This is a genomic window from Agrobacterium pusense (genome assembly GCF_013285525.1).
Taxonomy (GTDB): Bacteria; Pseudomonadota; Alphaproteobacteria; order Rhizobiales; family Rhizobiaceae; genus Agrobacterium; species Agrobacterium pusense.
Genome location: NZ_CP053856.1, coordinates 1468249 through 1493010, shown reverse-complemented (window position 1 = coordinate 1493010; position 24762 = coordinate 1468249). Strand labels below are relative to the sequence as shown.

Genomic DNA, 24762 nt, shown 5'->3' with positions numbered 1-24762 from the left:
GCTTGAGGATGATCCCAACCCCGACGGTTAGCTCAGCGCCACCGCAATCTCAGCCGCTAATTGCGCGTTGTTGCGAACCAGCGCGATATTGGTTTCGAGGCTGCGACCATCCGTCAGGCGGAAAATGTCACCCAGCAGATACGGCGTGACAGCCTTGCCGGTCACTTCATCCCGCTCGGCGTGCGAGATGGCGCGGTTGATGTAGATTTCCATTTCCTCGCGCGGAATCTCGTCAGCTTCCGGCACAGGATTGGCCACCAGCATGCCGCCATCGATGCCGAGCTGTTCGCGGGTTACCTGGAAGTTGGCGATTGCGGCCGGGCTGTTGAGCGAAAGCGGGCTTGGCAGGCCGGAGGAGCGAGACCAGAAGGCCGGGAATTCTTCCGAACCGAAAGTGACGACGGGTACGCCGTTGGTTTCGAGGACTTCGAGCGTCTTCGGAATATCAAGGATCGCCTTGGCGCCGGCGCAGACGACGATCACTCCGGTCTTTGCAAGCTCCGTCAAATCCGCGGAGATGTCGAAGGTTTCTTCCGCACCCTTGTGCACGCCGCCAATGCCGCCGGTCGCGAAAACGCGGATGCCGGCGCGGGCAGCGGCGATCATGGTCGCCGCAACCGTGGTGGCGCCGGTGCGGCGCTCGGCGATCGCAAAGGCGATATCGGCGCGTGAGACCTTCATGGCGTCAGTAGTCTGGGCCAGCGCCTCGAGCTGATCCTTCTCGAGGCCGATATGCAATGTGCCGTGAATGACGGCGATGGTGGCCGGAACCGCGCCCTGATCACGGATGATCTGCTCGACGCTTTCCGCCATCTCGATATTGCCGGGGTAGGGCATGCCATGGGTGATGATGGTCGATTCAAGCGCGACGATCGGCGCACCGCGCTGCTTGGCGGCGGCAACTTCCTGAGAATAGACGATGGGCAGGAGAGGGGAGATGGGGCGGGTCATTTCATCTGTTCCAGTTTTTAAAAGCGGGTTCATGCCAGCATTTCAGCCTGGGGAACAAGCCCCAACATGGCTTCGACACTGTCTTTTGATAAGTCGTGCGCGGTGGCAAAGGGCGATTGCACGGTGATTGCAGCTGCCGCAGCGCCCCGTCTCAGGGCTTCGGCAATCGTCTTTCCTTCGGCAATGGCGGCGAGGTAACCGGAGGCCATGGCGTCGCCCGCACCGGTTACATCCTTCACTTCGCGGATGAGGGGCGGGTGGAGGATTGCTTTTTCATTTCCGTCGAAGGCCACGACTTCGCTGGCGCCGCGGGTGACGACGCCGCCGGAAAGCCCGGCCTTGCGCAGGATATCCGGCCAGTCACGAACGTCAGCGGCCGTCTCGCCGGTGAGCGCGCGCGCTTCCGCCTCGTTCATGAAGAGGATGTTGATATCGCCGAGCGCCGCTTTCAGCTTCACCGCCTTGGCCGGCGAAATGGCTATGGCCGCCAGCGGTTTTTCGCAGGCGCGGGCAACGAGACCAAGTGCAGTCAGCGTATCCTCGGGCAGGTTGGCGTCGCAGAGCAGGATATCGCTTGCGGTGATGGCCTCCCGGACGGCGCGGACCTTGAGCCGGCGCGGCGTGAAGAGCTTGTAGAGATCCATGTCGGCAAGCGCGATGACGAGGTTGCCGTCACGCTCCAGAATGGCGGTATAGCTCGGTGTGCGCCGGTCGAGGAAGGTGAACGGCGTGTCCTCCACGCCAGCCTGTCGTGCAGCCTCCGCAACGGCTTCTCCCGTCACGTCGCCGCCCCGCGGGGCGATGATCCTGACTTGAAAGCCGAGCCGGGAGAGATTGCGTGCAGCATTGAAACCGCCGCCGCCGGCCTCTTCCATCCACGAACCGGGGTTGCTGGCGCCCGGCGCCGTTTCAGTCTCGATCATGCCGCGCCTGTCGATATGCGCGCCGCCCAGAACGAGTATTTTCTTCACGCTTGCATTTCCCTCTTTGGCGGATGGTAAGGCCGGACGATTCGGCCTAAACTGACGTCTTCCTGACCTCGCCTCCGGTTTGCGGCAAGGGGCCGCGCACAGAAAAACGAAAGCAGAACAAACGACTTATCACTATTTGTTTTCAATATGCTGGCTCAGCCTTGTTAAATGAGAACAAATAGAGTACATACCGTTTCCATACTGCTACATTGCCTGTGCGGCTTCAATAACCTAAAGGTGGTTCGGATGGCACAAAATTCTTTGCGTCTCGTAGAGGATAAATCGGTGGATAAAAGCAAGGCACTGGAAGCGGCGCTCTCCCAGATCGAACGGTCGTTCGGCAAGGGATCGATCATGAAGCTCGGTTCCAATGAAAATGTGGTTGAGGTGGAGACCGTTTCGACGGGCTCGCTCAGCCTGGATATCGCGCTCGGCATCGGCGGACTGCCGAAGGGGCGCATCATTGAAATTTACGGTCCGGAAAGCTCGGGTAAAACGACGCTGGCGCTGCAGACCATTGCGGAAGCCCAGAAGAAGGGCGGCATCTGCGCCTTCGTTGACGCCGAACATGCGCTTGATCCGGTCTATGCGCGCAAGCTTGGCGTGGATCTGCAGAGCCTGCTGATCTCGCAGCCGGATACGGGCGAGCAGGCGCTTGAGATCACCGATACGCTGGTGCGCTCCGGCGCGGTCGACGTTCTCGTGGTCGACTCCGTTGCGGCGCTGACGCCGCGGGCGGAAATTGAAGGTGAGATGGGCGACAGCCTGCCGGGTCTTCAGGCGCGTCTGATGAGCCAGGCGCTGCGCAAGCTGACCGCTTCGATCTCCAAGTCGAAGTGCATGGTCATCTTCATCAACCAGATCCGCATGAAGATCGGCGTCATGTTCGGTTCGCCGGAAACGACAACTGGCGGTAATGCGCTGAAGTTCTACGCTTCCGTTCGCCTCGACATCCGCCGTATCGGCGCTGTCAAGGAACGCGAAGAGGTTGTCGGCAACCAGACCCGCGTCAAGGTCGTCAAGAACAAGATGGCGCCGCCTTTCAAGCAGGTGGAATTCGACATCATGTATGGCGAAGGAGTTTCCAAGACCGGTGAGCTTGTCGACCTCGGCGTAAAAGCCGGTATCGTTGAAAAGTCCGGTGCCTGGTTCTCCTATAACAGCCAGCGTCTGGGGCAGGGGCGTGAAAACGCCAAGACCTTCCTGCGCGACAACCCCGATACGGCAAACGAGATCGAGCTGGCGCTGCGCCAGAACGCTGGCCTGATTGCGGATCGTTTCCTGCAGAATGGCGGTCCTGATTCCGGCGATGACGGCGACGGTGACGAAGGCTGATCCTGCCGTCGAGCTTCAGGCATCCGTTGCCGGATCGCCTGTCTCGATGTGAATCGAATTGAACAAAATGGGCCGTGCGATTTCTGTCGTATGGCCCTTTTTCTTTGTCGGTACGCCTTCGCCGGTCTCCATGGCTGGACAGGGCAGGATGCGGACGATAAAAGCCATTGATTTTGCAATATAGCCATCATTTCCGATGGCGGTGATGGACTCCAGCTGTGAGCGGTGTGTGGGCATGAGCGGTGTAAATGAAATTCGGTCGACCTTCCTCGACTACTTCAAGAAGAACGGACACGAGATTGTGCCCTCCAGCCCGCTGGTGCCGCGCAACGATCCGACGCTGATGTTCACCAATGCCGGCATGGTGCAGTTCAAGAACGTCTTCACCGGTCTGGAAAGCCGTCCTTATTCTACTGCGGCATCCGCGCAGAAATGCGTGCGCGCTGGCGGCAAGCATAACGACCTCGACAATGTCGGTTATACCGCCCGTCACCACACCTTCTTCGAAATGCTCGGCAACTTCTCCTTTGGCGATTATTTCAAGGAAGAGGCGATCACGCACGCCTGGAACCTGATCACCAGGGAATTCGGCATCGACCGCAATCGCCTGCTGGTCACGGTTTATCACACCGACGACGAGGCCTTTAACCTCTGGAAGAAGATCGCCGGTTTCTCCGACGACCGCATCATCCGCATCCCGACCAGCGACAATTTCTGGGCGATGGGCGATACCGGACCCTGCGGCCCCTGTTCCGAAATCTTCTACGACCATGGCGATCATATCTGGGGCGGCCCGCCCGGCTCGCCGGAAGAGGATGGCGACCGCTTTATCGAAATCTGGAACCTCGTCTTCATGCAATATGAGCAGGTGACGAAGGAAGAGCGCATCGACCTGCCGCGCCCGTCGATCGACACCGGCATGGGTCTGGAGCGTATCTCCGCATTGCTGCAGGGCAAGCATGACAATTACGATACGGACCTGTTCCGCGCACTGATCGCCGCTTCCGTCGAAGCGACGGGTGTTCCGGCTGAAGGCGAAAAGCGCGCCAGCCACCGCGTTATCGCCGACCACCTGCGGTCGTCTGCGTTCCTGATCGCCGATGGCGTGCTGCCGTCCAATGAAGGCCGCGGTTATGTTCTGCGCCGCATCATGCGTCGCGCCATGCGCCATGCCGAACTGCTCGGCGCGCGCGAGCCGCTGATCTACAAGCTGCTGCCGTCGCTGGTGCAGCAGATGGGTCGCGCCTATCCGGAACTGGTCCGCGCCGAAGCGCTGATCTCCGAAACCCTGAAGCTTGAGGAAACCCGTTTCCGCAAGACGCTGGAACGCGGCCTGTCGCTGCTGTCGGATGCCACCTCGACCCTGCACAAGGGCGACATGCTGGATGGCGAGACCGCTTTCAAGCTTTACGACACCTATGGTTTCCCGCTCGACCTGACGCAGGACGCACTGCGCGCCCGCGAAATCGGCGTCGATATTTCCGGCTTCACGGATGCCATGGAGCGTCAGAAGGCGGAAGCCCGCTCGCATTGGGCCGGTTCTGGCGACAAGGCCACCGAAACGATCTGGTTCGAACTCAAGGAAAAACTCGGCGCCACCGAGTTCCTCGGTTATGACACGGAAACCGCCGAGGGCGTCGTGCAGGCCATCGTCAAGGATGGTAAGGCCGTCGAAAGCGCTGTGGATGGTGAGACCGTGCAGGTCGTGGTCAACCAGACGCCGTTTTATGGCGAGTCCGGCGGCCAGATGGGCGATACCGGCGTCATCTCCGGCGATAATGGCGCTTTTGCCGTTTCCGACACCCAGAAGCGCGGCGAAGGCCTCTTCGTTCATATGGGCACCGTCTCCAAGGGCGGTCTCAAAGTGGGCGATGCCGTTCAGTTGACGGTCGATCATGACCGCCGGTCGCGCCTTCGCGCCAATCACTCCGCCACCCATTTGCTGCATGAGGCGCTGCGCGAAGTGCTAGGCACCCATGTCGCGCAGAAGGGTTCGCTGGTCGCGCCCGAGCGCCTGCGCTTTGACGTTTCACATCCGAAGCCGATGTCGGCCGAGGAGCTGAAGGTCGTCGAAGACATGGCCAACGAAATCGTGTTGCAGAACTCGCCTGTCGTCACCCGCCTGATGAGCGTCGATGACGCCATTGCCGAGGGCGCGATGGCGCTGTTCGGTGAGAAATACGGTGACGAGGTTCGTGTCGTCTCCATGGGCACCGGCTTACATGGCTCGAAAGCCAACCGTCCTTATTCCGTCGAGCTTTGCGGCGGCACGCATGTGGCTGCGACCGGCCAGATCGGTCTCATCCGCATCCTCGGTGAAAGCGCCGTCGGTGCCGGTGTGCGCCGTCTCGAGGCCGTAACCGGCCAGGGCGCGCTTGCCTATCTCGCCGAACAGGACGAGCGGGTAAAGGCGCTCGCCTCGTCGCTGAAGGTTCAGCCGGGCGATGTTCTGTCGCGCGTTGAAGGCCTGCTGGACGAGCGCAAGAAGCTGGAGCGTGAGCTCTCCGATGCCCGCCGCAAACTCGCCATGGGCGGCGGTTCGACGGATGCCGGGGCAAGCGACGTCAAGCAGGTCGCGGGCGTCAACTTCCTCGCAAAATCCCTTGCTGGTATCGATGCCAAGGATCTGAAGGGGCTCGCCGACGAGGCCAAGGCCAATCTCGGTTCTGGCGTCGTGCTGCTGATCGCCGTTTCCGAGGATGGCAAGGCAAGCGCTGTCGCCGCCGTGACGGAAGATCTGACGTCCCGTTTCAGCGCCGTCGATATCGTCCGCACTGCTTCCGCCGCACTTGGCGGCAAGGGCGGCGGCGGCCGACCGGACATGGCGCAGGCAGGTGGTCCTGATGGCGCCAAGGCGCAGGAGGCCATCGAAGCGGTGGCAGCGGCTCTGGCGGCCTGATCGACAGAAAATGAGAAGGCGGGATTTTGGCCCGCCTTTTTCTTGTGAATTTCCGTTTGTGGATGGTTCAGGGACTATTCTGCGCTCGGCAGCGCCAAGCCTGCTGTAGCATTTCCAGCCGAAGCGTGTTCGCTTCGGCGCCGGACAATGCGGTAAAAACAAACACTAGAGCATTTCCTGTGATCCTGTGATCACCGGAAATGCTCTAGTCCGTCGCTTTCATATCCTTCGCCGCTTCCTCATCGAGTTGCGCGGCCCGCTTGAAGGCCGGGCGCTCGGTCAGATGCGCCAGGTAGTCGATGAAGGCCGGGCGTTTTTCAATCGTGCCGAATTGCAGGCCCCAGCCAACATGGGCGCCGACATAGACATCGGCGGCGGTAAAGAGATCGCCGGCGATGAAGCGGTTTTCGCTGACGGCCCGTTCAAGCGTATTCATCACATCCGCATAGCTGCCGCAGCCGGCCATGCGCAGTTTTTCCTTCGGTACTTCGAAACCCATTGCCTTCATGCTCGCCGCCATTTCCAGCGGGCCTGCGGCAAAGAACATCCAGCGGTAATAGAGCCCGCGTGACTTGGGTGTGGGCGCCAGGTTCGCACCGGGAAAGGCGTCAGCCAGATAGGCGCAGATCGCGGCGGCCTCGGTGACGATGGTATCGCCATGTTTGATGGCGGGCACCTTGGCCATCGGATTGATCAGCCGATAGGCGGGCGATTTCATCGAGGTTTCGAAACGAAGTATCTCGGTTCGATAGGGAACGCCCACTTCCTCGAGCATCCACCGCGCGATACGCCCGCGCGACATGGGGTTGGTGTAAAAGATCAGTTCACTCATGCTTTTGCCTCCCCAAGCAAAATCGTCGAAGCATCATGGGAAAACCGATGCGGATTTCGCGCCTGCGCTTCGCATTTTTAAAGTTCGCAACATCCTTCGCGTGTTCCCTAAGATCGCGCCGATGCTCCGATGAACGTTTGACTGTGCCGGGCAAGTTATGTGCAAGTAGATGCTGTTTAAGCTTTGTCTTATTGTTGTACTGGCCGCAGCACGCGGAATCGAAGTCTGCGCCTAGTACAACGTCTAATCAAGATACTGTGAACAAAAAAGAAAACCCGGCGTTGCGCCGGGTGCGGGTGCGCTCATATCGGTGCCTGTCAACCATCAATCGCATTGGCGGCCGAGGCTTTGGAAAGAGAAGCCATTGCAGTCTAGTGGGTTGGTTTTCTTCCCGTATGCCTCGTTGCCGCGAGCAGCGCCAGAAAAAATGCGACCGTGGTGAGCACGGTGCGGAGAAGGTTTGAAAGTGCCCAGCGATCCAGCAGCTCCTGCCAGTTGATCGGCACGTCGGCGGCAACAGCCTTGAAAAACTCGTTGATCGGAACATTGACCATTCGCGTCTGAACGACGACGACGGTGTAAATTATCAAGGCCGACAGCCATAGCAGCCTGCTGTTGCGATCAACGACCACAGCGGCGAGAAGGGCCGCCAGCGGCGTAAAGAAGGCGGTGAAGAAGACGCCGTTGCGGACGCTGATATTGATGCCGTTGAATGCCGGAATGAAGATATCGGCCTCCAGTTGCTGGAAAGCCATCATCACCGGGTTGCTGAAGGCGAAAAAGAATCCGGCCATCACGCCAAGGCTCAGCGGAGCAACGATGCGCAAGACCGATATTGCCGGTTCTCTTGCGATGGCGAGTGCGGGAAAATGCCTTGTTCTGATCTCGTGCAGAAATGAGCTGGACATCAAAACCTCCGTCAAATAACCGTACGTGTATGTACGGCATATCCGTACGCATATGTACGGTTATTGTCAAGGAAAAGCGGATGCGAAACGAAAGCAGGGAATTGCGCCGGCGCGAGATTGTCGAACATGCCTTTGCCATGCTTGCCAGGGATGGATATGCCGCCTTTTCCATGCAGGCGCTGGCGAAGGTGAGCAGGTCCTCCAAGGAAACGCTCTATGGCTGGTTCGGCGGCAAGGCCGGGCTTTACGAAGCCATGGTCGAAGAAAATGCCGCAAGGCTGGTATTGCCGTCAGCGGAAGCGGCCGATGGCGTAAGGGAGCTTTCCCGTTTCGGGGCTGAACTATTGTCGATGCTTCTCGCGGAGCGGGCGGTGCTGCTCAATCGGGTTGCGGCGGCGGAAGCCGGCGGTGACGCCACGCTCGGAGCATTTCTGGCGGAAAAGGGTCGTGACCACATCATGCCGAAGCTTGCGGCGTATTTTCAGGCGCTGGCAAATCAGGGCGTCATGGGTATTGCGGCAGCGGAAGAGCCTGCGGAAATCTGGCTGTCGCTTCTGGCAGGGGATTTGCAGATAAGGCGTGCGACGGGGGCAATTGGCCTGCCGACGCAGGAGGAGATAGACGCTCGCTCGGCCCGCGCCGCGCAGCTGACGTTTCAGCTCTACGGTACATATAAAAAACCCGGCGCTGAGGCCGGGTTTTGAGGTCGCTGGGAAGGACAGCTTAGGCAGCCATCGCTTTCTTGAGGTTTTCGTCGATCTTGTCGAGGAAGGCGGTGGTGGAGAGCCAGGGCTGATCCGGTCCGATGAGGAGCGCCAGGTCCTTGGTCATGAAGCCGCTTTCGACGGTGTCGACGCAGACGGTTTCGAGCGTTGCCGCGAACTTTGCGAGTTCCGCATTGTCGTCCAGCTTGGCGCGGTGGGCGAGGCCACGGGTCCAGGCGAAGATCGAGGCGATCGAGTTGGTCGAGGTTTCCTGACCCTTCTGGTGCTGGCGGTAGTGGCGCGTGACCGTGCCGTGTGCCGCTTCGGCTTCGACCGTACGGCCATCGGGGGACAGAAGAACCGAGGTCATCAGGCCGAGCGAGCCGAAGCCCTGAGCAACCGTGTCCGACTGAACGTCGCCGTCATAGTTCTTGCAGGCCCAGATGTAGCCGCCAGACCACTTCAGCGCGGAAGCGACCATGTCGTCGATGAGGCGGTGCTCATAGGTGATGCCGATTTCGTCGAACTGCTTCTTGAATTCGGTCTGGTAGACTTCTTCGAAGATATCCTTGAAGCGGCCGTCATATGCCTTGAGGATGGTGTTCTTCGTGGAGAGGTAAACCGGCCACTTGCGCATTAGGCCATAGTTCATGGAGGCGCGGGCGAATTCGCGGATGGATTCGTCAAGGTTGTACATGGCAAGAGCCACGCCGGCGCTCGGAGCGTCGAAAACGTCCTTTTCGATAACCTGGCCGTCTTCACCGACGAACTTGATCGTCAGCTTGCCCTTGCCGGGGAATTTGAAATCGGTTGCCTTGTACTGGTCACCGAAAGCGTGGCGGCCAACAACGATCGGCTTCGTCCAGCCCGGAACGAGGCGCGGAACGTTCTTGCAGATGATCGGCTCGCGGAAGATGACGCCGCCCAGAATGTTGCGGATGGTGCCGTTCGGGCTCTTCCACATCTGCTTCAGGCCGAATTCCTCGACGCGCTGCTCATCCGGGGTGATGGTGGCGCACTTGATGCCGACGCCGTGCTTCTTGATGGCGTGGGCCGCGTCAACCGTGACCTGGTCGTTGGTGGCGTCGCGGTTTTCAACCGAGAGGTCGTAATATTCGATGTCGAGATCGAGGTATGGCAGGATCAGCTTGTCCTTGATGAGCTGCCAGATGATACGGGTCATTTCGTCGCCGTCGAGATCGACGACTGGATTGGCTACCTTGATCTTTGCCATGAATTCCTCACCTTCGAAGCTGTGGCGCCTGTTGACGCCCATAGTCGGAAAAATATCCGGTGGGGCTATAGCATCGCACGCGCCTGAGGCAAAGCCATGGGGGGCGCTTTTTTGGCGCAGCGCAATAACGCTTTGCGCATTGCCAAACCATAATGCCGGAATACAGTCAGGCGAATCGCTTCGCCCGTCTCTGGGCCTCTACCGGGATCATATTATGCGGAAAATTCTGCTTCTGTCTGCCGCCGCCCTCTTTTCCCACGCCGCCCTCGCCGCCGGTCCCACCGATCCCGTCCAGAAGGTGATGGACATCACCGTCAAGAACTGGTCCGGCGATGCGGAAAACTGGAAATACATATTCGACGAGGACATGCTGACGAGCCTCTTCAGCAAGGAGTTCGTCGCGCAATACCGCGAAGCCTCCAAGAAGCCGGCTTACGAGGCCGAAAGCGGCGAGAAGGGCGATCCATTCGGTTATGATGTCGTGACCAACTCGCAGGATGGCTGCCCGCTGCAGGATGTGTCCGTGACGGCGGGCGCGGTGAAGGATGGCGTGACTGACGTGACGGCCAAATTCAAGCTCTGGGCCTGCATGGATGAGGCGGAGATGAAGGCGACCGTGGACGAGGTGCATTTCGATGTGATCGAGGAGGAGGGCCGACCTGTCATCAGCGACATTCACCGGGTGGGCGACGAAGGCCGGGACTCGCTGCGTGAGGAGATGGCGAACATCATCAAGGGGGAGTAATGGGTCCCGTTTGAGCCGGTGGAGAGTGATACGAGGTTTTCGCCACACTCCCCGTCATCCTTGAGCTTGGCCAGAGGATCCATTGATTTCAACGGGTTGTGGATCCTCGGTTCAAGCCCGAGGATGACGGGGTAGCGGTGTTGCTCTCATCTCCAGCAAAGCCGAGCGGGTGTGCGCTCTCTCCGACTTTGATTTTAGCGGCAATCTGTGCCAGTGAAGCGCGCTTTACGGTATCGGCGTCAAAGTCTATGCCGCGCTTCTAAAAAAAACGGACAAACAACGATGGCAGGCACAAACAGCGAGCTTGAACTTCTGGCGGAAGGCCCGGCGATCATTCTGGTCGAACCGCAGCTCGGCGAAAATATCGGCATGGTGGCGCGGGCGATGGCCAATTTCGGGCTCGCCGAGCTGCGCCTCGTCAACCCGCGTGATGGCTGGCCAAGCGAAAAGGCGCGCTCCGCCGCTTCCAAGGCCGATCACGTCATCGACGCGACGACGGTGTTCGATACGCTGGAAGAGGCGATCAAGGATCTCAATTTCGTTTATGCCACGACCGCGCGCGAGCGTTATGGGTTCAAGCCTGTACGATCGCCAGTCACTGCGGCCGATACGCTCAGGGCAAAATTCAAGGCGGGCGAAAAGACAGGCATCCTGTTTGGTCGTGAACGCTGGGGCCTGACCAATGAGGAAGTGGCGTTGGCCGATGAGATCGTGACATTTCCGGTCAACCCCGCCTTTGCATCGCTCAATATTGCGCAGGCCGTGCTCCTGATGTCCTATGAGTGGATGAAGTCAGGCATGGACGATCTGGGCGAGACGCTTTTCCAGTCCGTCGAGCAGCGGCCTTCGACCAAGGAGCAGGTTTTTGGCCTGTTTGAACATCTCGAGGAAGCGCTGGATGCGCGCGGTTATTTCCATCCCGCTGAAAAAAAGCCGAAAATGGTCGACAATCTGCGTGCCGTGCTGTCGAGACGCGGTTTTTCCGAGCAGGAAATCAGTGTTTTCCGCGGCGTGATCAATTCGCTCGACCGTTTTCCCCGGCAATGGCCGAAGCAGGCCGGTCGGGCAACGGGGCCATCGGCCGAGGGAGCAGGGGAGAATGCTGAAGACGAGTGAGGTGGCCACCGACGTGCTGAAGCCGGTGCTGGTGTTCGATTCCGGCATTGGCGGGCTGACTGTGCTGCGCGAAGCGCGCGTGCTGATGCCCGAGCGCGGTTTCATCTATGTGGCCGACGACGCCGGTTTTCCCTATGGCGGCTGGGAGGAGGAGGCGCTTAGGGCGCGCATTCTCTCGCTTTTTGAAAAACTGCTGCAGGATTTCAGCCCGGAAGTCTGCGTCGTCGCCTGCAATACCGCCTTCACGCTTGCCGGCGCCGATCTGCGTGCCCGGTTTCCGCAGATGACCTTTGTCGGAACAGTACCCGCCATCAAACCGGCGGCGGAGCGCACCCGTTCCGGCCTCGTCTCCGTTCTGGCGACGCCCGGCACCGTCAAGCGTGCCTATACGCGCGATCTCATCCAGTCCTTCGCGACGCAATGCCATGTCCGCCTTGTCGGCTCGGAAAACCTTGCGCGCATGGCCGAAAGCTGGATCAGGGGGGAGCCGGTGTCGGAGGAGGCGGTGCTTGCCGAAATCGAACCCTGTTTTATCGAAAGCGATGGAAAACGCACCGATATCGTCGTTCTCGCCTGCACCCACTATCCTTTCATGGCCAACGTGTTTCGCCGTCTGGCCCCCTGGCCGGTAGACTGGCTCGATCCCGCCGAGGCAATTGCAAGACGTGCCCGTCATCTGGTGCCGATGCCCCAGGATGCCGAACACCCCGATGGATTCGACTTCGCCGTCTTCACATCAGGCAAGCCGGACTTTGCCACGCGGCGGCTGATGCAGGGTTTTGGCCTCAGCGTCTCCGTGTCCTGATTTCCCTTCCATGAGTCTGTTGCATTTTTGCATCTTTTTTGCGACTCTTTACAATTCGAGATTGCGACCTCTTGTCGCGCCGGATTTCCTGTGTAAGGTGTTTCTCGTCTGTAACCGCTATAAATGGAGGCGTGGAATGACCAGTGACATGAATATGCGCCTTAACGGCATGTCTGGCCTTTCCGGCATGAATATCGGCGGTTATGGGATGCGAGGCATCTCCCTCCGATAAGGCTTAGGCCTGATTTCCCTGCCGTTTGGCGTTTTCATTTCGTTCGACATGTGACCTGCGCGTTTGTGCGGCATCTTTGCTGCGCCCGTCGTTTCGTCCTGTCGTTTTTCATCGATAAAGGACCTGGCCGCTTTGCCGCGCCGGGATGGATTTCCCATGCAAAAAAATCAACCACTGGTAGCATATGCGCTGCCGGATGCGGTGGACCGTCTGTTCGTCACATTCGGCGTCTGGAAAACTCTCAAAGCGGTTCTCATTGCCGCTGTCGTGCCCCGCGCGCCACCAACTGACCCTGCCGATCTGCCGGAGCGCCTTCTGGTCGATATCGGCCTCGACCCTTCGCGCGTGAAGCGGCGGCGAGACTGGGAAACGCCCTACTGGGCGCCGCGGTTTTGACAATGGTGGCCTCTTCCGCACGCACATGCGGGAGAGGCCGGTCCCAGTTTGACCGCGGAATACGGAGAAACTCGTACCGGTACGTTTCCCGGGGGGCATTAGGAGAGAGCTGCACAGCTCGTACAATCCGGCTTGAAGCAAAACATTTTCCGTGGCTTGCTCAAGACTCGGGATAGAGGAGATTCATCATGCCATTGGAAAACTGGCTGGCCTTCGTGGCCGCGTCCGCCATCATGCTTGCCATTCCAGGACCGACGATCCTGCTGGTCATTTCTTATGCGCTGGGCCATGGCCGCAAGGCGAGCACGGCAACGGTGACAGGCGTGGCGCTCGGCGATTTCACCGCCATGACGGCCTCGATGTTGGGGCTTGGGGCGCTGCTCGCCACATCCGCAGCGCTTTTTACCGGGCTGAAATGGATTGGTGCGGCTTACCTCATCTATCTCGGCATCAAGCTGTGGCGTTCGCCGGTTGGTGGCGAAGGTACTGATGGAACCGGCGTGACGGGCCGGGAAAGACCGCTCAAAATCTTCCTGCATGCCTATATCGTTACCGCGCTTAACCCGAAGAGCATCGTGTTCTTCGTGGCCTTTTTGCCGCAGTTTCTGGTGCCGACATTGCCGTTCTGGCCGCAGGTGCTGATTTTCGAGGCGACGTTCCTTGTGCTTGCCACTGTCAACGCGGCGCTTTATGGACTTCTGGCAAGTGCCGCCCGTAATACGATCCGCAAGCCGAAGGTTCAGCGGATTGTCAACCGCACGGGCGGTGGCCTCCTGATCGGCGCTGGTCTCGTTGCCTTTGGCTGGAAGAGGGCGGCCAGCGTATGACGCCCTCCATCGACTGACATTCGGACATAATAAAATGGCATTGCCGCATATACTTCTGGCCCTGGTTACCGTGTTTTTGTGGGGCTTCAACTTCGTTGTCATCAAGATCGGCGTCAACGATATGCCGCCGCTGTTTTTGACGGGGGTTCGTTATCTCTTTGCGGCAGTGCCACTGGTGTTTTTCCTGCCCAGGCCCAATGTGCCCTGGCGGCATATGATCGTTTACGGCATGGCCATGGGTTTTGTGCAGTTCGGCCTGCTTTATCCGGCCATCAAGCTCGGGCTGCCAGCGGGGCTTGCTTCGCTCGTCATGCAGTCGCAGGCCTTTTTCACGCTGGCGCTTGCCGTGGTGTTCCTCGGGGAACGGCCGTTGCCGTCGCAAATCCTCGGTGCAATCATCGCTTTTGGCGGGCTTGCGGTCATCGGCGTCGAGCGCATGACGGCGGCGGCGCTGGTGCCGCTTCTGATGGGCGTCGGTTCCGCCATTGCCTGGGCCTGCGGTAACATCGTCAATCGCCGCATCGGCCAGGTCAATGCGGTCTCCTTCGTTGCCTGGACGAGCCTTGTGCCTGTTCTGCCGTTGATCCTGCTTTCGCTCGTGGTGGAGGGTCCTCGGGCGATAGTCGATGGGGTGGTCAATGCGACGCCGACCATGGCGTTCGTGGTGATCTATATGGCATATGGTGCGACAATTGTCGGCGCTGGTATCTGGAGCTATCTGCTTCTGCGGTATCCGGCTGGAACGGTGGCGCCGTTTTCTCTGCTGGTGCCCGTCGTTGGCTTCATCAGCGCCTATCTCGCTTTTGCGGAACATATCACAGTCTTCGAAGTGGCCGGCGCAGCGCTCGTGATTCTCGGGCTGGCGCTCAATGTCTTCGGGCGGCGTATTGCCTTTGCCCGCGCCTGGCGCCGTCCTGCTTAGGCCGGAACGCAAATGCCTGTGCATTACCGGCATAGGCGAGACGCAATCGACGATTTTTTGGTAAAGAGCATGTTCGGCCGCCGCGAGGGGAATCGGCCGGATCTGAGGCAGTACGAGGAACGGAACATTGCAGGTCGGCATCGACATGGGAACTCTATCGGGCGGGCAGCAAGCCAAGCTCGATATTGAAGAATTGCTTGCGACGCGTTTGCTGGTGCAGGGCAATTCCGGTTCCGGCAAGTCGCATCTGCTGCGCCGGCTGCTCGAGCAATCGGCGCCATGGGTGCAGCAGGTCATCATCGATCCCGAGGGTGATTTTGTTACGCTGTCCGATAAATTCGGCCATGTGGTCGTGGATGGCGAGCGCACGGAAGCCGAGCTCGCGGGCATCGCCAACCGCATTCGCCAGCATCGTGTTTCCTGCGTGCTGACGCTGGAAGGTCTCGATATCGAACAGCAGATGCGGGCGGCTGCTGCTTTCCTCAACGGCCTGTTCGACGCCGATCGTGAATTCTGGTATCCGGTGCTTGTGGTGGTGGATGAAGCGCAGATGTTTGCGCCTTCCGTCGCTGGTGAAGTGACGGAAGATGCCCGCAAGGCCTCGCTTGGCGCCATGACCAATCTGATGTGCCGTGGCCGTAAACGTGGTCTTGCCGGTGTCATCGCCACGCAGCGACTGGCCAAGCTTGCCAAGAACGTGGCCGCGGAAGCCTCCAACTTCCTGATGGGCCGCACTTTCCTCGATATCGATATGGCGCGCGCGGCCGATCTGCTCGGCATGGACCGGCGGCAGGCGGAAATGTTCCGCGATCTTCAGCGCGGCAATTTCGTGGCGCTCGGCCCGGCGCTTTCGCGCCGTCCGCTGCCCATCGTCATCGGGGCGGTGGAAACCTCGGCGCGCTCCTCTTCACCGAAGCTGATGCCGCTGCCGGATGCGCCGCAGGATGTTGAAGACCTGATTTTCACGCCCGATCCGGAAGAGTTCACCCGCGCCGCGGTGCGCCGTACGCCGCCTGCACCGCGCCCGACCAACGATATTCTCGCCGAGCTTTCCCGCTCGACGCCCGCTGCCGTTGGCCCTTCGTCTGAGCCGTCGCTCCGGGCTGGCCAGCCTGAGATGGCACCGGAGGAGCGCGAGGAGAAGATCGCAGCGGTGCTTGTCGAAATTCTCGATGACCCTCAATCCGCCTATCGTACCGATGCCGTGCTTTATCAGGATTTTCTGGTGCGCGCCCGCATGCGCCGCATTCCCGGCACGCCGATGACGCTGGCGGAGTTCCGCCGGCAGGTGGCGATTGCCCGTTCAGGCGTTGATGCGGCAATGGCGGCAAGCGAAGGCTGGGAGAAGGCGCTGGAATTGTCGATGTCGGTCTCCGATGACCTGCAGGGCGTTTTTCTGCTGCTCGTCAAGGCAGCGCTCGGCGAGGAACCTTGCCCGTCCGATGCCCGAATTGCCCGCGCCTACGGCACCCATTCCGCCCGCCGCGCACGGCGTCTCCTTAGTTATTTCGAGGAGAAGGAGCTTGTGGTGGTGCATGCCGATTTCTCCGGCAAGCGTATCGTGGCATTTCCCGATCTCGACGCAAAAACCGCGCCCGGCGATGCGGATGCGGCTGAGGATGATGCAAGGCTGGCGGCGGAGTGAGGGTGCGGCGGGTTTGTTTGCGTCGATTTATTCCCCCGTCATGCCAAACTTGATCCGGCATCCAGCCACGGCGCGTCTGCGTCGTGAGAAGAGTCTATTGCGATCAAGGACTTGACCGCACTGGACCCCGGATCAAGTCCGGGGTGACGGCGTGTGAGGAGGCGTTTCCGCCTCCTCATTGCTTGACCTTACTCGATGGCTTTCGTTTCCTTGCGCGTCGCGATCAGTGAACCGACGACGCCGGTGACGAGAATGGCGACGGTGACGCCGAGCGAAACAGCCGGCGGGATCTTGGCGATGCCGAGCATGTCGGCGACGAAGATTTTCGAACCGACGAAGACCAGAACCGCAGCCAATGCATATTTCAGGTAGGCGAAGCGATGGATCAGGGCGGCAAGCGCAAAATAGAGGGCGCGCAGGCCGAGGATCGCGAAGATGTTCGAGGTATAGACGATAAACGGATCGGTGGTGATCGCGAAGATTGCGGGGATCGAATCGACGGCAAAGATGAGGTCGGCGATTTCGACCATGATGAGCGCCAGGAAGAGCGGCGTCACGAAGGTCTTCAGTTTTCCGGTTGTCTCATCGGTTTCCTTGACGAAGAACTTTTCGCCATGCAGCCTGTTTGTCACCGGCAGGTGACTGCGCAGGAATTTCAGGATGCGGTTGTTGCCGATGTCGTTCTCGTCATGGTCGGAGGAAAACAGCATCTTGAGGCCGGTAAAGACGAGGAAGGCCGCAAAGAGGTAAAGCACCCAGTGGAAGTTTTCGACGATGGCCGCGCCGCCGGCAATCATGATGCCGCGCAGGACGATAACGCCGAGGATACCCCAGAGCAGCACGCGGTGCTGGTATTGGCGCGGAATGGCAAAATAGGAGAAGATCATGGCGATGATGAAGATATTGTCCATCGCCAGGCTTTTTTCGACCACGAAGCCCGTGACATATTCCATGGCGGACTGCTGGCCGGACTGATACCAGATCCAGCCGCCAAAGGCGAGGCCGATGGCAATATAGAAGCCTGACATCAGCAGGCTTTCACGAACGCCGATTTCCTTGGAATTCTTATGAAGTACGCCGAGATCGAGCGCGAGCAGGCCAAGGACAAGAGAAATGAAGACACCCCACATCCAGGTGGGTGTGCCGAGAAAATCCGATAGAAGAAAGTCCATCAGTCAACCTTTAGCCGGACGAGGTTGGCTTTGCGGATGGGGAACGCGTGTCAAGAATATACGTAGGCCCCAACCTTAACAAACTCGACATCACGTGTTGTCCGGTAACACGCCAGAGGGGCCCGAGTTCTGATCACGATGGAGAGATGGGTGGGCACTTTCACTTTTCAAGAGGAGACTTCAGAAAAAAGCGAAAAGCCTTGTTTGACAAAACCGTGAAAGCTCTGTAGAAGCCGCCCCAACGCCGGGCAGTGATGTCCGGTGTGTTTTGTTGACTGCCCTGCAGTTTAAGAACTGACGTTCGGCGGTCAATATCACCGACATGTCCCGTGGTTTCTCCATTCGCATGTGAGAAGCCTGTCAGAGGCCCTGCAACGGGCCTCAGAGGAGGGCGTGTTTCCTTAACCCGGTTTGGCAACAAGCCGGTATAAACCTTTGAGAAGGAAATACGATGAGCAAGCGCGAATCGGCTAAGTACAAAATCGACCGCCGCATGGGCGAAAACATCTGGGGCCGTCCGAAGTCCCCGGTTAACCGCCGCGAATACGGCCCGGGCCAGCACGGCCAGCGCCGCAAGGGCAAGATGAGCGACTTCGGCACGCAGCTGCGCGCCAAGCAGAAGCTCAAGGGCTACTACGGCGAACTGCGCGAAAAGCAGTTCCGCGCTACTTTCGACGAAGCAAACCGTCGCAAGGGCGATACCTCTGAAAACCTGATCGGCCTGCTCGAGTCGCGTCTGGACGCCATCGTCTACCGCGCCAAGTTCGTTCCGACCGTTTTCGCGTCGCGCCAGTTCATCAACCATGGCCACGTCACGGTTAACGGCGTTCGCGTCAACATCGGTTCTTACCGCTGCAAGCCGGGCGACGTTATCGAAGTTCGCCAGAAGTCCAAGCAGCTCGTAACCGTTCTGGAAGCCGTTCAGCTCGCTGAACGCGACGTTCCTGACTACATCGAAGTTGACCACAACAAGATGGTTGCGACCTACGCTCGCGTTCCGTCGCTCTCCGACGTTCCTTACCCGGTCGTCATGGAACCGCATCTGGTCGTCGAATTCTACTCGCGTTAATCGACGCGTTTCAGTATTCAGGAAGCCGCCCCTCGGGGCGGCTTTTTTGTTTGCTGGGGAAGGCTTTGCATGCAGGACATTCAGGGTATCGTCGATTCCATCCATGACAGCATGCTGCCGAGGCTGGGCGAGGGGAAGGTTGCGGATTACATTCCCGAACTCGCCAAGGTCGATCCCAACCAGTTCGGCATCGCCATCACCACCGTCGATGGAACGACTTATACGGCTGGCAATGCGCTGACGCCGTTTTCGATCCAGAGCATTTCCAAGGTCTTCATGCTGACGCTGGCGCTCGGCAAGGCCGGTGAGACGGTATGGAACCGGGTGGGTCGCGAACCGTCGGGATCGTCCTTCAACTCCATAGTCCAGCTGGAGCACGAGCACGGAATTCCCCGCAACCCCTTCGTGAATGCCGGGGCGATCGTGGTGACCGATATCGTTTTGTCCGGCCATCAGCCGCGCGAGGCGATCGGCGAGCTCCTGCGGTTCGTGCGGTATCTCGCTGATGATGACACGATCAGCATCGACGATACGGTGGCGAAATCCGAGCAGGCGACGGGTTTCCGCAATTTCGCGCTCGCCAATTTCATGCGCTCCTTCGGCAATCTGCATCACCCCGTGGAATATACGCTCGGGGTCTATTTCCATCAGTGCGCGCTTTCCATGACCTGCGCGCAGCTATCCCGCGCCGCCCTGTTTCTGGCCAATCGCGGCCGCAACCCGCTGACGGGGCATACCGTCGTATCGGACCGCCGCGCAAGGCGCATCAATGCGCTGATGCTGACCTGCGGTCATTATGACGGGTCGGGCGATTTCGCCTATCATGTCGGCCTGCCGGGCAAGAGCGGCGTCGGCGGCGGCATCATGGCGGTGGCACCCGGCAAGGCATCGATCGCGGTCTGGTCGCCGGGCCTCAACAAGGTCGGCAACTCGGCGCTCGGGTCACATGCGCTGGAAATGCTGGCGACGAAAACAGGTTGGTCGGTATTCGGGGCTTGATCTTCCGGGCGGATGGGAGCATTGCCTGCATGGATAACGGCAGTCGTGCCGGAGCGAGCGGATGATGAATATTCTCACCAGGGTCGATGACATCGCGGAAAAGATCGTGGCAGATCAGGAATCGCCGGAAGAAGCTGGCAGTTCGCATCCGCTATTTGACAATGCACCGCGTTCCGTCTCCTTCAACAAGCTGCGCAAGCGGCTGCTGCGCAATGTGCGTCAGGCCTTTGAAGATTTCGACATGCTGAAAGGCCAGAAGCGCTGGCTAGTCGGCCTTTCCGGTGGCAAGGACAGCTACGGGCTTTTGGCGCTGCTGCTCGATCTCAAATGGCGCGGCCTGCTGCCCGTTGAACTGATCGCCTGCAATCTGGATCAGGGCCAGCCTAATTTCCCCAAGCATGTCTTACCGGAGTATCTGGCGAAGATCGGCGTTGCCCATCGCATCGAATATCGCGACACCTATTCGGTGGTGAAGGAGAAGGTGCCCGCCGGCGGCACTTACTGTTCGCTCTGTTCGCGGCTCAGGCGCGGCAATCTTTACCGCATCGCGCGGGAGGAGGGCTGCGACGCGCTGCTGCTCGGCCATCACCGCGAGGATATTCTCGAGACCTTCTTCATGAACTTCTTCCATGGCGGACGTCTGGCCGGCATGCCGGCAAAGCTTTTGAATGACGAGGGTGACCTGATGGTCATGCGCCCGCTTGCCTATTGCGCCGAAGAAGACATGGCGAAATTTGCGGCGGCGATGGAATTTCCGATCATTCCCTGCGACCTTTGCGGCTCGCAGGACGGGCTTCAGCGCAACGCCATGAAGGAAATGCTGGCGGATATCGAGCGGCGTATGCCCGGTCGGAAGGATGTGATGCTGCGGGCGCTGGCACATGTGAACCCTTCCCATCTCCTCGACCCTAGACTTTTTGATTTTTCGGCGCTTTCTGTCACGGGGGCGTCATCTGAAGAGCCTAGGGAGGCCCACCCTCCCTTATGAAGAAGTGCCCCGCGCGATGACCCTTTCCGATAAAGATATCGATTTCCTCGTTGCCACCGTTGCCGCAGCCGGTACGGATGAAATCATGCCCCGCTTCAGGAACCTGAGCGCTGGCGCCATCTCCGAAAAGACATCCGCCGTCGATCTCGTCACCGAGGCGGATGTTCTGGCCGAAAAGCTGATAACCGCAGCGCTGCTCGAGCGGTTTCCAAAGGCGCATATTGTTGGCGAAGAGGCCTATGACGCGGATCATTCCGTCATTCCCGCCCTTGCCGACGCGCCGCTTGCCTTCGTGATCGATCCCATCGACGGCACCTTCAATTACGCTTCCGGCTTTCCCGCCTTCGGTACGCTGCTCGCGGTCACCGTCAAGGGTGAGACCGTGGCTGGACTTATCCACGATCCCGTCATGGGAGACACCATCATTGGTCTGAAAGGCGAGGGCGCCTATCTCCACCGCAAGAACGGATCGCAGGCAAAGCTGAAGGTTGCCGATCCCGCGCCACTGTCCGACATGGTCGGCCTCTTTTCGTGGGGCCACAGCCATCCGGATCGCCGGCCGGTGATCGCCGCCAATATGGCGAAGATAAAGATGGCATTGTCGCTTAACTGCTCCGCACATGAATATTGGCTCGCTTCCGCCGGCAATCTTCATTTCATCGGCCATGAAAAGCTGATGCCATGGGATCACCTTGCAGGCGTGCTCATCCATCAGGAAGCGGGTGGCTACACGGCGCGTTTCGACAACACGCCCTATCGGCCCGGCCAGACGACCGGGGGCATACTTTCTGCTCCCGACAAGGAAAGCTGGAAGATGCTGCGGCGGGAAATCGTCGCCTTATAAGATTTATGCTCAAATGGAAGGATCTCGCCCATGGCTCTCGAACTCGACATCGCCTCTCTTGCCAATGCGCTTCAGGAGGCTGCTGCGGTTGAAATCCTGCCGAGGTTCCGCAATCTGGGCGATGGCGACGTCAGGATCAAGACCGAAGCGATCGACCTGGTTACCGAGGCTGACGAGGCCGCAGAGCGGTTGATCCGCGCCCGCGTGCAGGAGATCATGCCGGATGCTCTGTTCATCGGCGAGGAGGCGGTGGCGGCCGACGCTTCGCTGCTTGGCAAGCTTGCCGATGCCGATCTGGCTGTCGTGGTCGATCCGATCGATGGTACCTATAATTTTGCGTCCGGCCTGCCGCTTTTCGGCGTGATGATGAGCGTCATCTCCAAGGGCGAGACTGTCGCCGGCCTGATCTTCGATCCCATGGGCAATGACTGGGCCATTGCCGAAAAGGGCTCCGGCGCATGGCTGTGCAGCGCCGATGGCGCGCAGACGCAGATGTCGGTCGTGCCGGCGCCGGAACTGTCGCAGATGGTGGGTATCGCCAATACCGGTTATTTCGACGTGGAGACGCGCCGCAAGATTCTGGTGAACCTGGCCGATGTGCGGCTCTTCACCAGCTATCGCTGCGCCGCACATGAATACCGCCTGTTCTGCGGCGGTCACATGCATTTCCTGATGTACAACAAGCTGATGCCCTGGGACCACCTGGCCGGCACATTGATCTCGCAGGAATCGGGCGCCTATGCCGCCCGCCTTGATGGCTCGCCTTATCTGCCACGCCATGTGGATGGCGGGCTGCTGCTGGCGCCTAATCAGGAGACGTGGGAATTGCTGCGCGAGAAGATTTTCACGGTCTGAGGCTCCGGATTTGTGGGGTGCACAACCTTCACCGTCATGCCGGACTTGATCCGGCATCCAGCTGCGGCGCGCCTGCGCGGCGGAAGGACCTTTTTCAGCCCAAGGACTTGGGCTGGCTGAACCCCGGATCAGCTCCGGGGTAACGGCCGTCGGCGAGACCCACCAGCAAACAAAAAAGGGCGCGGAACAGAATTCCGCGCCCTTTTATTTTTCCACGTCCCTTAGCGGATCGGCTTGTTGTGGGCATGAAATAACACACCCTTTTCGCCGATCAGTACAAAGATCAGGCCGATGATGGAGACGACGAAGAAACCTGCCACCATTGGCAGTGCGGTACCATCGAAAGCCTGGCCGATGGCGGCGCCGATCAGCGAACCGCCAATGGTTCCCATGAAGCCGATCACCGAGGAGGCCGTGCCGGCGACATGGCCAAGCGGTTCCATCGCCAGCGAGTTGAAGTTCGATCCGATCCAGCCGAACTGGAACATGGCAAGTGCGAAGAACACGATGAAGATGGCGAAAGGCATCGGATCCGGTCCCAGCACCTGCACCACAAGCCAGACGAAGGTGATGGCGATGAAGCCGAGCAGCGACCCGTGCGACAGCTTGCGCATGCCGAACCTTCCGACAAGCCTCGCATTGATGAAGGACGAAAAGGCCATGAACAGGGCGACGCCGGCAAATGCCGCCGCGAACCATGGACCAAGGCCGTAAATGCCCTTGTAGACCTGTTCAGCGGAATTGATAAAGCCGAACAGCGCACCGAAGATGAAGGTGCTGGAGAGCGTGTAGCAAAGCGCAATGCGGTTGGTGAGCACGATCTTGAAACCGCCGAGCACCGAACGGGCGGTGAAAGGGCGGACGTCGTCCGGATGCAGGGTCTCAGGCAGGCGGAAATACATCCAGGCCGTTACCACGGCAGCGATGCCGGCCATGAAGGCAAAGATAAGGTGCCAGTTTCCGAAGAAGAGAACGATCTGACCGGTGCCGGGCGCGATGACCGGAACGACCATGAAAACCATCATGATCAGCGACATGACTTCAGCCATCTGGCGGCCGCCATAGATGTCGCGGACGATCGAGATGGTGATGACGCGTGTTGCCGCAGAACCGATGCCCTGAATGAAACGCAGGAGCAGCAGGCCGGAGAAGGACGGCACAAAAACAACCGCAAGCGCTGAAACGATGTAGATCGCAAGACCAAAGAGCATCGGCTTGCGGCGACCGAAACGGTCCGAGATCGGCCCATAGAGAAGCTGGGCGACACCGAAACCGAGAAGGTAGGCCGAAATGACATATTGGCGATGGTTTTCATTCTCGACGCCCAGCGAGGCGCCGATTTCCTGAAGCCCGGGCAGCATGATATCGATGGCGAGCGCGTTCAACGCCATCAGCATTGCGGCCAGCGCAATGAATTCCGTACGCCCCATCGAGCCTGCGCGCGAAGCGGTGGATTGTGAAAGATTTGTCACAGGATTGCCCCAAAAAGAACGGCAAAGGCGTTGCATGAAGCAACGCCTGGCATAAATTTCTGACAATCAGGGTGGGCCGGATGAACCGGCCGAAATCAGGCCGCGCCGCGGACGCTGATACCCTGTTCTTGGAAGTGGCTCTGCAATTCGCCGGACTGGAACATCTCTCTCACGATGTCACAGCCGCCAACGAACTCACCCTTGACGTAGAGCTGCGGGATCGTCGGCCAGTTGGAATAGTCCTTGATGCCCTGACGGATGTCGGCATCGGCAAGCACATTGATGCCCTTATAGTCGACGCCGAGATAATCGAGGATCTGTACCACCTGGCCGGAAAAACCGCATTGCGGGAATTGCGGGGTGCCCTTCATGAAAAGAACGATGTCGTTGCTCTTCACTTCGCTGTCGATCATGTCGTGAATGCCGCTCATAGGCCTATTCCTTTCACATGCGGTTCAAGGCCGCTGCTTTCTGTTAGCCTCTAAATAACATGTCGTGGCGCGATTTCCACCCGTCGGAAGGAAAAAATGCGTGCCTCCTGCAACGCATAACGCGCCAAAAAACGGTCTTCCGACGCCTAGCGATATCTCTGCCGGCTGCGCGCGGCGGCGGTGCGTCTTTTGCTGACCTGTTTTTTGGCCGGCTTCGGTTTGACTGCGGCCTTGATTGCGGCTTCCAGAACGGAGCCGACAATACCGCCGGCGAGAGAACCGGTGCTTTTCGTTCGGCGTGCGCGGCGCGTCTTGCGGATGCCGGTCTTGGTGAGGACTTCCGACAAAGCGCCCTTGACGACGCCGTTTATCAGTTGATCGACGATGCCAGACAAATTTTCTCCGCCTTT

The 24762-nt window shown here is 59.4% G+C and carries 25 protein-coding genes; 15 read left to right on the top strand and 10 right to left on the bottom strand.

Annotated features, from left to right (window positions below; translation table 11 throughout):
• Positions 1–27 precede the first annotated feature (27 nt).
• Positions 28–951 carry a pseudouridine-5'-phosphate glycosidase gene (locus tag HQN82_RS07345; RefSeq protein ID WP_004442502.1) on the bottom strand — a complete coding sequence of 308 codons (924 nt, stop codon included), beginning with the start codon at positions 949–951 and terminating at the stop codon, positions 28–30.
• Between the two features lie 29 nt (positions 952–980).
• On the bottom strand, positions 981–1922 hold the full coding sequence (locus HQN82_RS07340; RefSeq protein WP_045533806.1) for a carbohydrate kinase family protein: 942 nt from the start codon (positions 1920–1922) through the stop codon (positions 981–983).
• Between the two features lie 246 nt (positions 1923–2168).
• Between HQN82_RS07340 and recA the strand changes: the two genes are divergently transcribed.
• On the top strand, positions 2169–3257 hold the full coding sequence (recA, locus tag HQN82_RS07335; RefSeq protein ID WP_004442498.1) for a recombinase RecA: 1089 nt from the start codon (positions 2169–2171) through the stop codon (positions 3255–3257).
• A gap of 15 nt (positions 3258–3272) precedes the next feature.
• On the opposite strand, the gene HQN82_RS07330 is transcribed toward recA, so the two are convergent.
• Complete coding sequence (locus HQN82_RS07330) at positions 3273–3494, bottom strand: hypothetical protein (RefSeq protein ID WP_006698766.1); 222 nt, start codon at positions 3492–3494, stop codon at positions 3273–3275.
• Here HQN82_RS07330 and alaS point away from each other — a divergent pair.
• Positions 3493–6156: an alanine--tRNA ligase gene (gene alaS / locus HQN82_RS07325; protein WP_173614717.1), complete on the top strand. Its 2664-nt coding sequence runs from the start codon at positions 3493–3495 to the stop codon at positions 6154–6156. The two genes, HQN82_RS07330 and alaS, sit on opposite strands and share 2 nt — an antisense overlap.
• A 205-nt stretch (positions 6157–6361) precedes the next feature.
• Here the strand turns inward: alaS and HQN82_RS07320 are convergent, their stop codons facing one another.
• Positions 6362–6988, bottom strand: coding sequence for a glutathione S-transferase family protein (locus HQN82_RS07320; RefSeq protein WP_004442494.1), 627 nt, complete (start codon positions 6986–6988; stop codon positions 6362–6364).
• Between the two features lie 371 nt (positions 6989–7359).
• Positions 7360–7896 carry an anthrone oxygenase family protein gene (locus HQN82_RS07315; RefSeq protein WP_142185215.1) on the bottom strand — a complete coding sequence of 179 codons (537 nt, stop codon included), beginning with the start codon at positions 7894–7896 and terminating at the stop codon, positions 7360–7362.
• An 80-nt stretch (positions 7897–7976) separates the two neighbouring features.
• Between HQN82_RS07315 and HQN82_RS07310 the strand changes: the two genes are divergently transcribed.
• Complete coding sequence (locus HQN82_RS07310; RefSeq protein WP_173614716.1) at positions 7977–8600, top strand: TetR/AcrR family transcriptional regulator; 624 nt, start codon at positions 7977–7979, stop codon at positions 8598–8600.
• A gap of 19 nt (positions 8601–8619) precedes the next feature.
• On the opposite strand, the gene HQN82_RS07305 is transcribed toward HQN82_RS07310, so the two are convergent.
• Entirely contained in the window at positions 8620–9834 is a 1215-nt protein-coding gene (locus HQN82_RS07305; RefSeq protein ID WP_004442491.1) for an NADP-dependent isocitrate dehydrogenase, read from the bottom strand.
• A 214-nt stretch (positions 9835–10048) separates the two neighbouring features.
• Here HQN82_RS07305 and HQN82_RS07300 point away from each other — a divergent pair, with 214 nt between their 5' ends.
• The 7 genes from HQN82_RS07300 (at position 10049) to HQN82_RS07270 (ending at position 16522) form a co-directional block, all read left to right on the top strand.
• Positions 10049–10579 carry a hypothetical protein gene (locus HQN82_RS07300; RefSeq protein ID WP_004442489.1) on the top strand — a complete coding sequence of 177 codons (531 nt, stop codon included), beginning with the start codon at positions 10049–10051 and terminating at the stop codon, positions 10577–10579.
• 282 nt (positions 10580–10861) lie between these two features.
• Entirely contained in the window at positions 10862–11695 is an 834-nt protein-coding gene (locus tag HQN82_RS07295) for an RNA methyltransferase (protein WP_004442488.1), read from the top strand.
• Positions 11679–12500, top strand: a complete 822-nt coding sequence (gene murI, locus HQN82_RS07290; RefSeq protein WP_112766790.1) for a glutamate racemase — start codon at positions 11679–11681, stop codon at positions 12498–12500. Before HQN82_RS07295 ends, murI begins: the two co-directional genes overlap by 17 nt.
• Before the next feature lie 388 nt (positions 12501–12888).
• Positions 12889–13128, top strand: a complete 240-nt coding sequence (locus tag HQN82_RS07285) for a hypothetical protein (protein WP_006698773.1) — start codon at positions 12889–12891, stop codon at positions 13126–13128.
• Positions 13129–13316: 188 nt separating this feature from the next.
• Positions 13317–13955: a LysE family translocator gene (locus HQN82_RS07280; protein WP_004442479.1), complete on the top strand. Its 639-nt coding sequence runs from the start codon at positions 13317–13319 to the stop codon at positions 13953–13955.
• Positions 13956–13989: 34 nt separating this feature from the next.
• A complete protein-coding gene (locus HQN82_RS07275; RefSeq protein ID WP_004442477.1) occupies positions 13990–14877 on the top strand; it encodes an EamA family transporter in 888 nt (295 codons plus the stop codon).
• Positions 14878–15004: 127 nt separating this feature from the next.
• A complete protein-coding gene (locus HQN82_RS07270) occupies positions 15005–16522 on the top strand; it encodes a helicase HerA domain-containing protein (RefSeq protein ID WP_072494584.1) in 1518 nt (505 codons plus the stop codon).
• Between the two features lie 188 nt (positions 16523–16710).
• Here HQN82_RS07270 and HQN82_RS07265 read toward each other — a convergent pair whose 3' ends face one another.
• The gene (locus tag HQN82_RS07265) at positions 16711–17694 is read right to left on the bottom strand and encodes a TerC family protein (protein ID WP_022556493.1); all 984 of its coding nucleotides are present in this window, start codon (positions 17692–17694) and stop codon (positions 16711–16713) included.
• Positions 17695–18145: 451 nt separating this feature from the next.
• Between HQN82_RS07265 and rpsD the strand changes: the two genes are divergently transcribed.
• The 5 genes from rpsD to HQN82_RS07240 all read left to right on the top strand — a co-directional run bounded on the left by rpsD (position 18146) and on the right by HQN82_RS07240 (position 22449).
• Positions 18146–18763: a 30S ribosomal protein S4 gene (gene rpsD, locus HQN82_RS07260; RefSeq protein WP_004442465.1), complete on the top strand. Its 618-nt coding sequence runs from the start codon at positions 18146–18148 to the stop codon at positions 18761–18763.
• Positions 18764–18832: 69 nt separating this feature from the next.
• The gene (locus HQN82_RS07255; protein ID WP_004442464.1) at positions 18833–19762 is read left to right on the top strand and encodes a glutaminase; all 930 of its coding nucleotides are present in this window, start codon (positions 18833–18835) and stop codon (positions 19760–19762) included.
• A gap of 61 nt (positions 19763–19823) precedes the next feature.
• Positions 19824–20750: a tRNA 2-thiocytidine(32) synthetase TtcA gene (gene ttcA, locus HQN82_RS07250; RefSeq protein ID WP_162699432.1), complete on the top strand. Its 927-nt coding sequence runs from the start codon at positions 19824–19826 to the stop codon at positions 20748–20750.
• A 16-nt stretch (positions 20751–20766) separates the two neighbouring features.
• Positions 20767–21594 carry an inositol monophosphatase family protein gene (locus HQN82_RS07245; protein WP_004442460.1) on the top strand — a complete coding sequence of 276 codons (828 nt, stop codon included), beginning with the start codon at positions 20767–20769 and terminating at the stop codon, positions 21592–21594.
• A gap of 30 nt (positions 21595–21624) precedes the next feature.
• Positions 21625–22449, top strand: coding sequence for an inositol monophosphatase family protein (locus HQN82_RS07240; RefSeq protein WP_006698779.1), 825 nt, complete (start codon positions 21625–21627; stop codon positions 22447–22449).
• 221 nt (positions 22450–22670) lie between these two features.
• Here HQN82_RS07240 and HQN82_RS07235 read toward each other — a convergent pair whose 3' ends face one another.
• From HQN82_RS07235 to HQN82_RS07225, 3 genes are all read right to left on the bottom strand, one after another.
• On the bottom strand, positions 22671–23879 hold the full coding sequence (locus HQN82_RS07235; protein WP_112766789.1) for a multidrug effflux MFS transporter: 1209 nt from the start codon (positions 23877–23879) through the stop codon (positions 22671–22673).
• Positions 23880–24016: 137 nt separating this feature from the next.
• Positions 24017–24352, bottom strand: a complete 336-nt coding sequence (grxD, locus tag HQN82_RS07230) for a Grx4 family monothiol glutaredoxin (RefSeq protein ID WP_004442454.1) — start codon at positions 24350–24352, stop codon at positions 24017–24019.
• Between the two features lie 146 nt (positions 24353–24498).
• Positions 24499–24747 carry a hypothetical protein gene (locus tag HQN82_RS07225; protein ID WP_004442452.1) on the bottom strand — a complete coding sequence of 83 codons (249 nt, stop codon included), beginning with the start codon at positions 24745–24747 and terminating at the stop codon, positions 24499–24501.
• Positions 24748–24762 lie beyond the last annotated feature (15 nt).

Coding starts and splice junctions, on each gene's coding strand:
- HQN82_RS07345 (WP_004442502.1), bottom strand. CDS start 951: ATGACCCGCCCCATCTCCCCTCTCCTGCCCATCGTCTATTCTCAGGAA.
- recA (WP_004442498.1), top strand. CDS start 2,169: ATGGCACAAAATTCTTTGCGTCTCGTAGAGGATAAATCGGTGGATAAA.
- alaS (WP_173614717.1), top strand. CDS start 3,493: ATGAGCGGTGTAAATGAAATTCGGTCGACCTTCCTCGACTACTTCAAG.
- HQN82_RS07330 (WP_006698766.1), bottom strand. CDS start 3,494: ATGCCCACACACCGCTCACAGCTGGAGTCCATCACCGCCATCGGAAAT.
- HQN82_RS07320 (WP_004442494.1), bottom strand. CDS start 6,988: ATGAGTGAACTGATCTTTTACACCAACCCCATGTCGCGCGGGCGTATC.
- HQN82_RS07315 (WP_142185215.1), bottom strand. CDS start 7,896: ATGTCCAGCTCATTTCTGCACGAGATCAGAACAAGGCATTTTCCCGCA.
- HQN82_RS07310 (WP_173614716.1), top strand. CDS start 7,977: ATGCGAAACGAAAGCAGGGAATTGCGCCGGCGCGAGATTGTCGAACAT.
- HQN82_RS07305 (WP_004442491.1), bottom strand. CDS start 9,834: ATGGCAAAGATCAAGGTAGCCAATCCAGTCGTCGATCTCGACGGCGAC.
- HQN82_RS07300 (WP_004442489.1), top strand. CDS start 10,049: ATGCGGAAAATTCTGCTTCTGTCTGCCGCCGCCCTCTTTTCCCACGCC.
- HQN82_RS07295 (WP_004442488.1), top strand. CDS start 10,862: ATGGCAGGCACAAACAGCGAGCTTGAACTTCTGGCGGAAGGCCCGGCG.
- murI (WP_112766790.1), top strand. CDS start 11,679: ATGCTGAAGACGAGTGAGGTGGCCACCGACGTGCTGAAGCCGGTGCTG.
- HQN82_RS07285 (WP_006698773.1), top strand. CDS start 12,889: ATGCAAAAAAATCAACCACTGGTAGCATATGCGCTGCCGGATGCGGTG.
- HQN82_RS07280 (WP_004442479.1), top strand. CDS start 13,317: ATGCCATTGGAAAACTGGCTGGCCTTCGTGGCCGCGTCCGCCATCATG.
- HQN82_RS07275 (WP_004442477.1), top strand. CDS start 13,990: ATGGCATTGCCGCATATACTTCTGGCCCTGGTTACCGTGTTTTTGTGG.
- HQN82_RS07265 (WP_022556493.1), bottom strand. CDS start 17,694: ATGGACTTTCTTCTATCGGATTTTCTCGGCACACCCACCTGGATGTGG.
- rpsD (WP_004442465.1), top strand. CDS start 18,146: ATGAGCAAGCGCGAATCGGCTAAGTACAAAATCGACCGCCGCATGGGC.
- HQN82_RS07255 (WP_004442464.1), top strand. CDS start 18,833: ATGCAGGACATTCAGGGTATCGTCGATTCCATCCATGACAGCATGCTG.
- ttcA (WP_162699432.1), top strand. CDS start 19,824: ATGATGAATATTCTCACCAGGGTCGATGACATCGCGGAAAAGATCGTG.
- HQN82_RS07245 (WP_004442460.1), top strand. CDS start 20,767: ATGACCCTTTCCGATAAAGATATCGATTTCCTCGTTGCCACCGTTGCC.
- HQN82_RS07240 (WP_006698779.1), top strand. CDS start 21,625: ATGGCTCTCGAACTCGACATCGCCTCTCTTGCCAATGCGCTTCAGGAG.
- HQN82_RS07235 (WP_112766789.1), bottom strand. CDS start 23,879: ATGGGGCGTACGGAATTCATTGCGCTGGCCGCAATGCTGATGGCGTTG.
- grxD (WP_004442454.1), bottom strand. CDS start 24,352: ATGAGCGGCATTCACGACATGATCGACAGCGAAGTGAAGAGCAACGAC.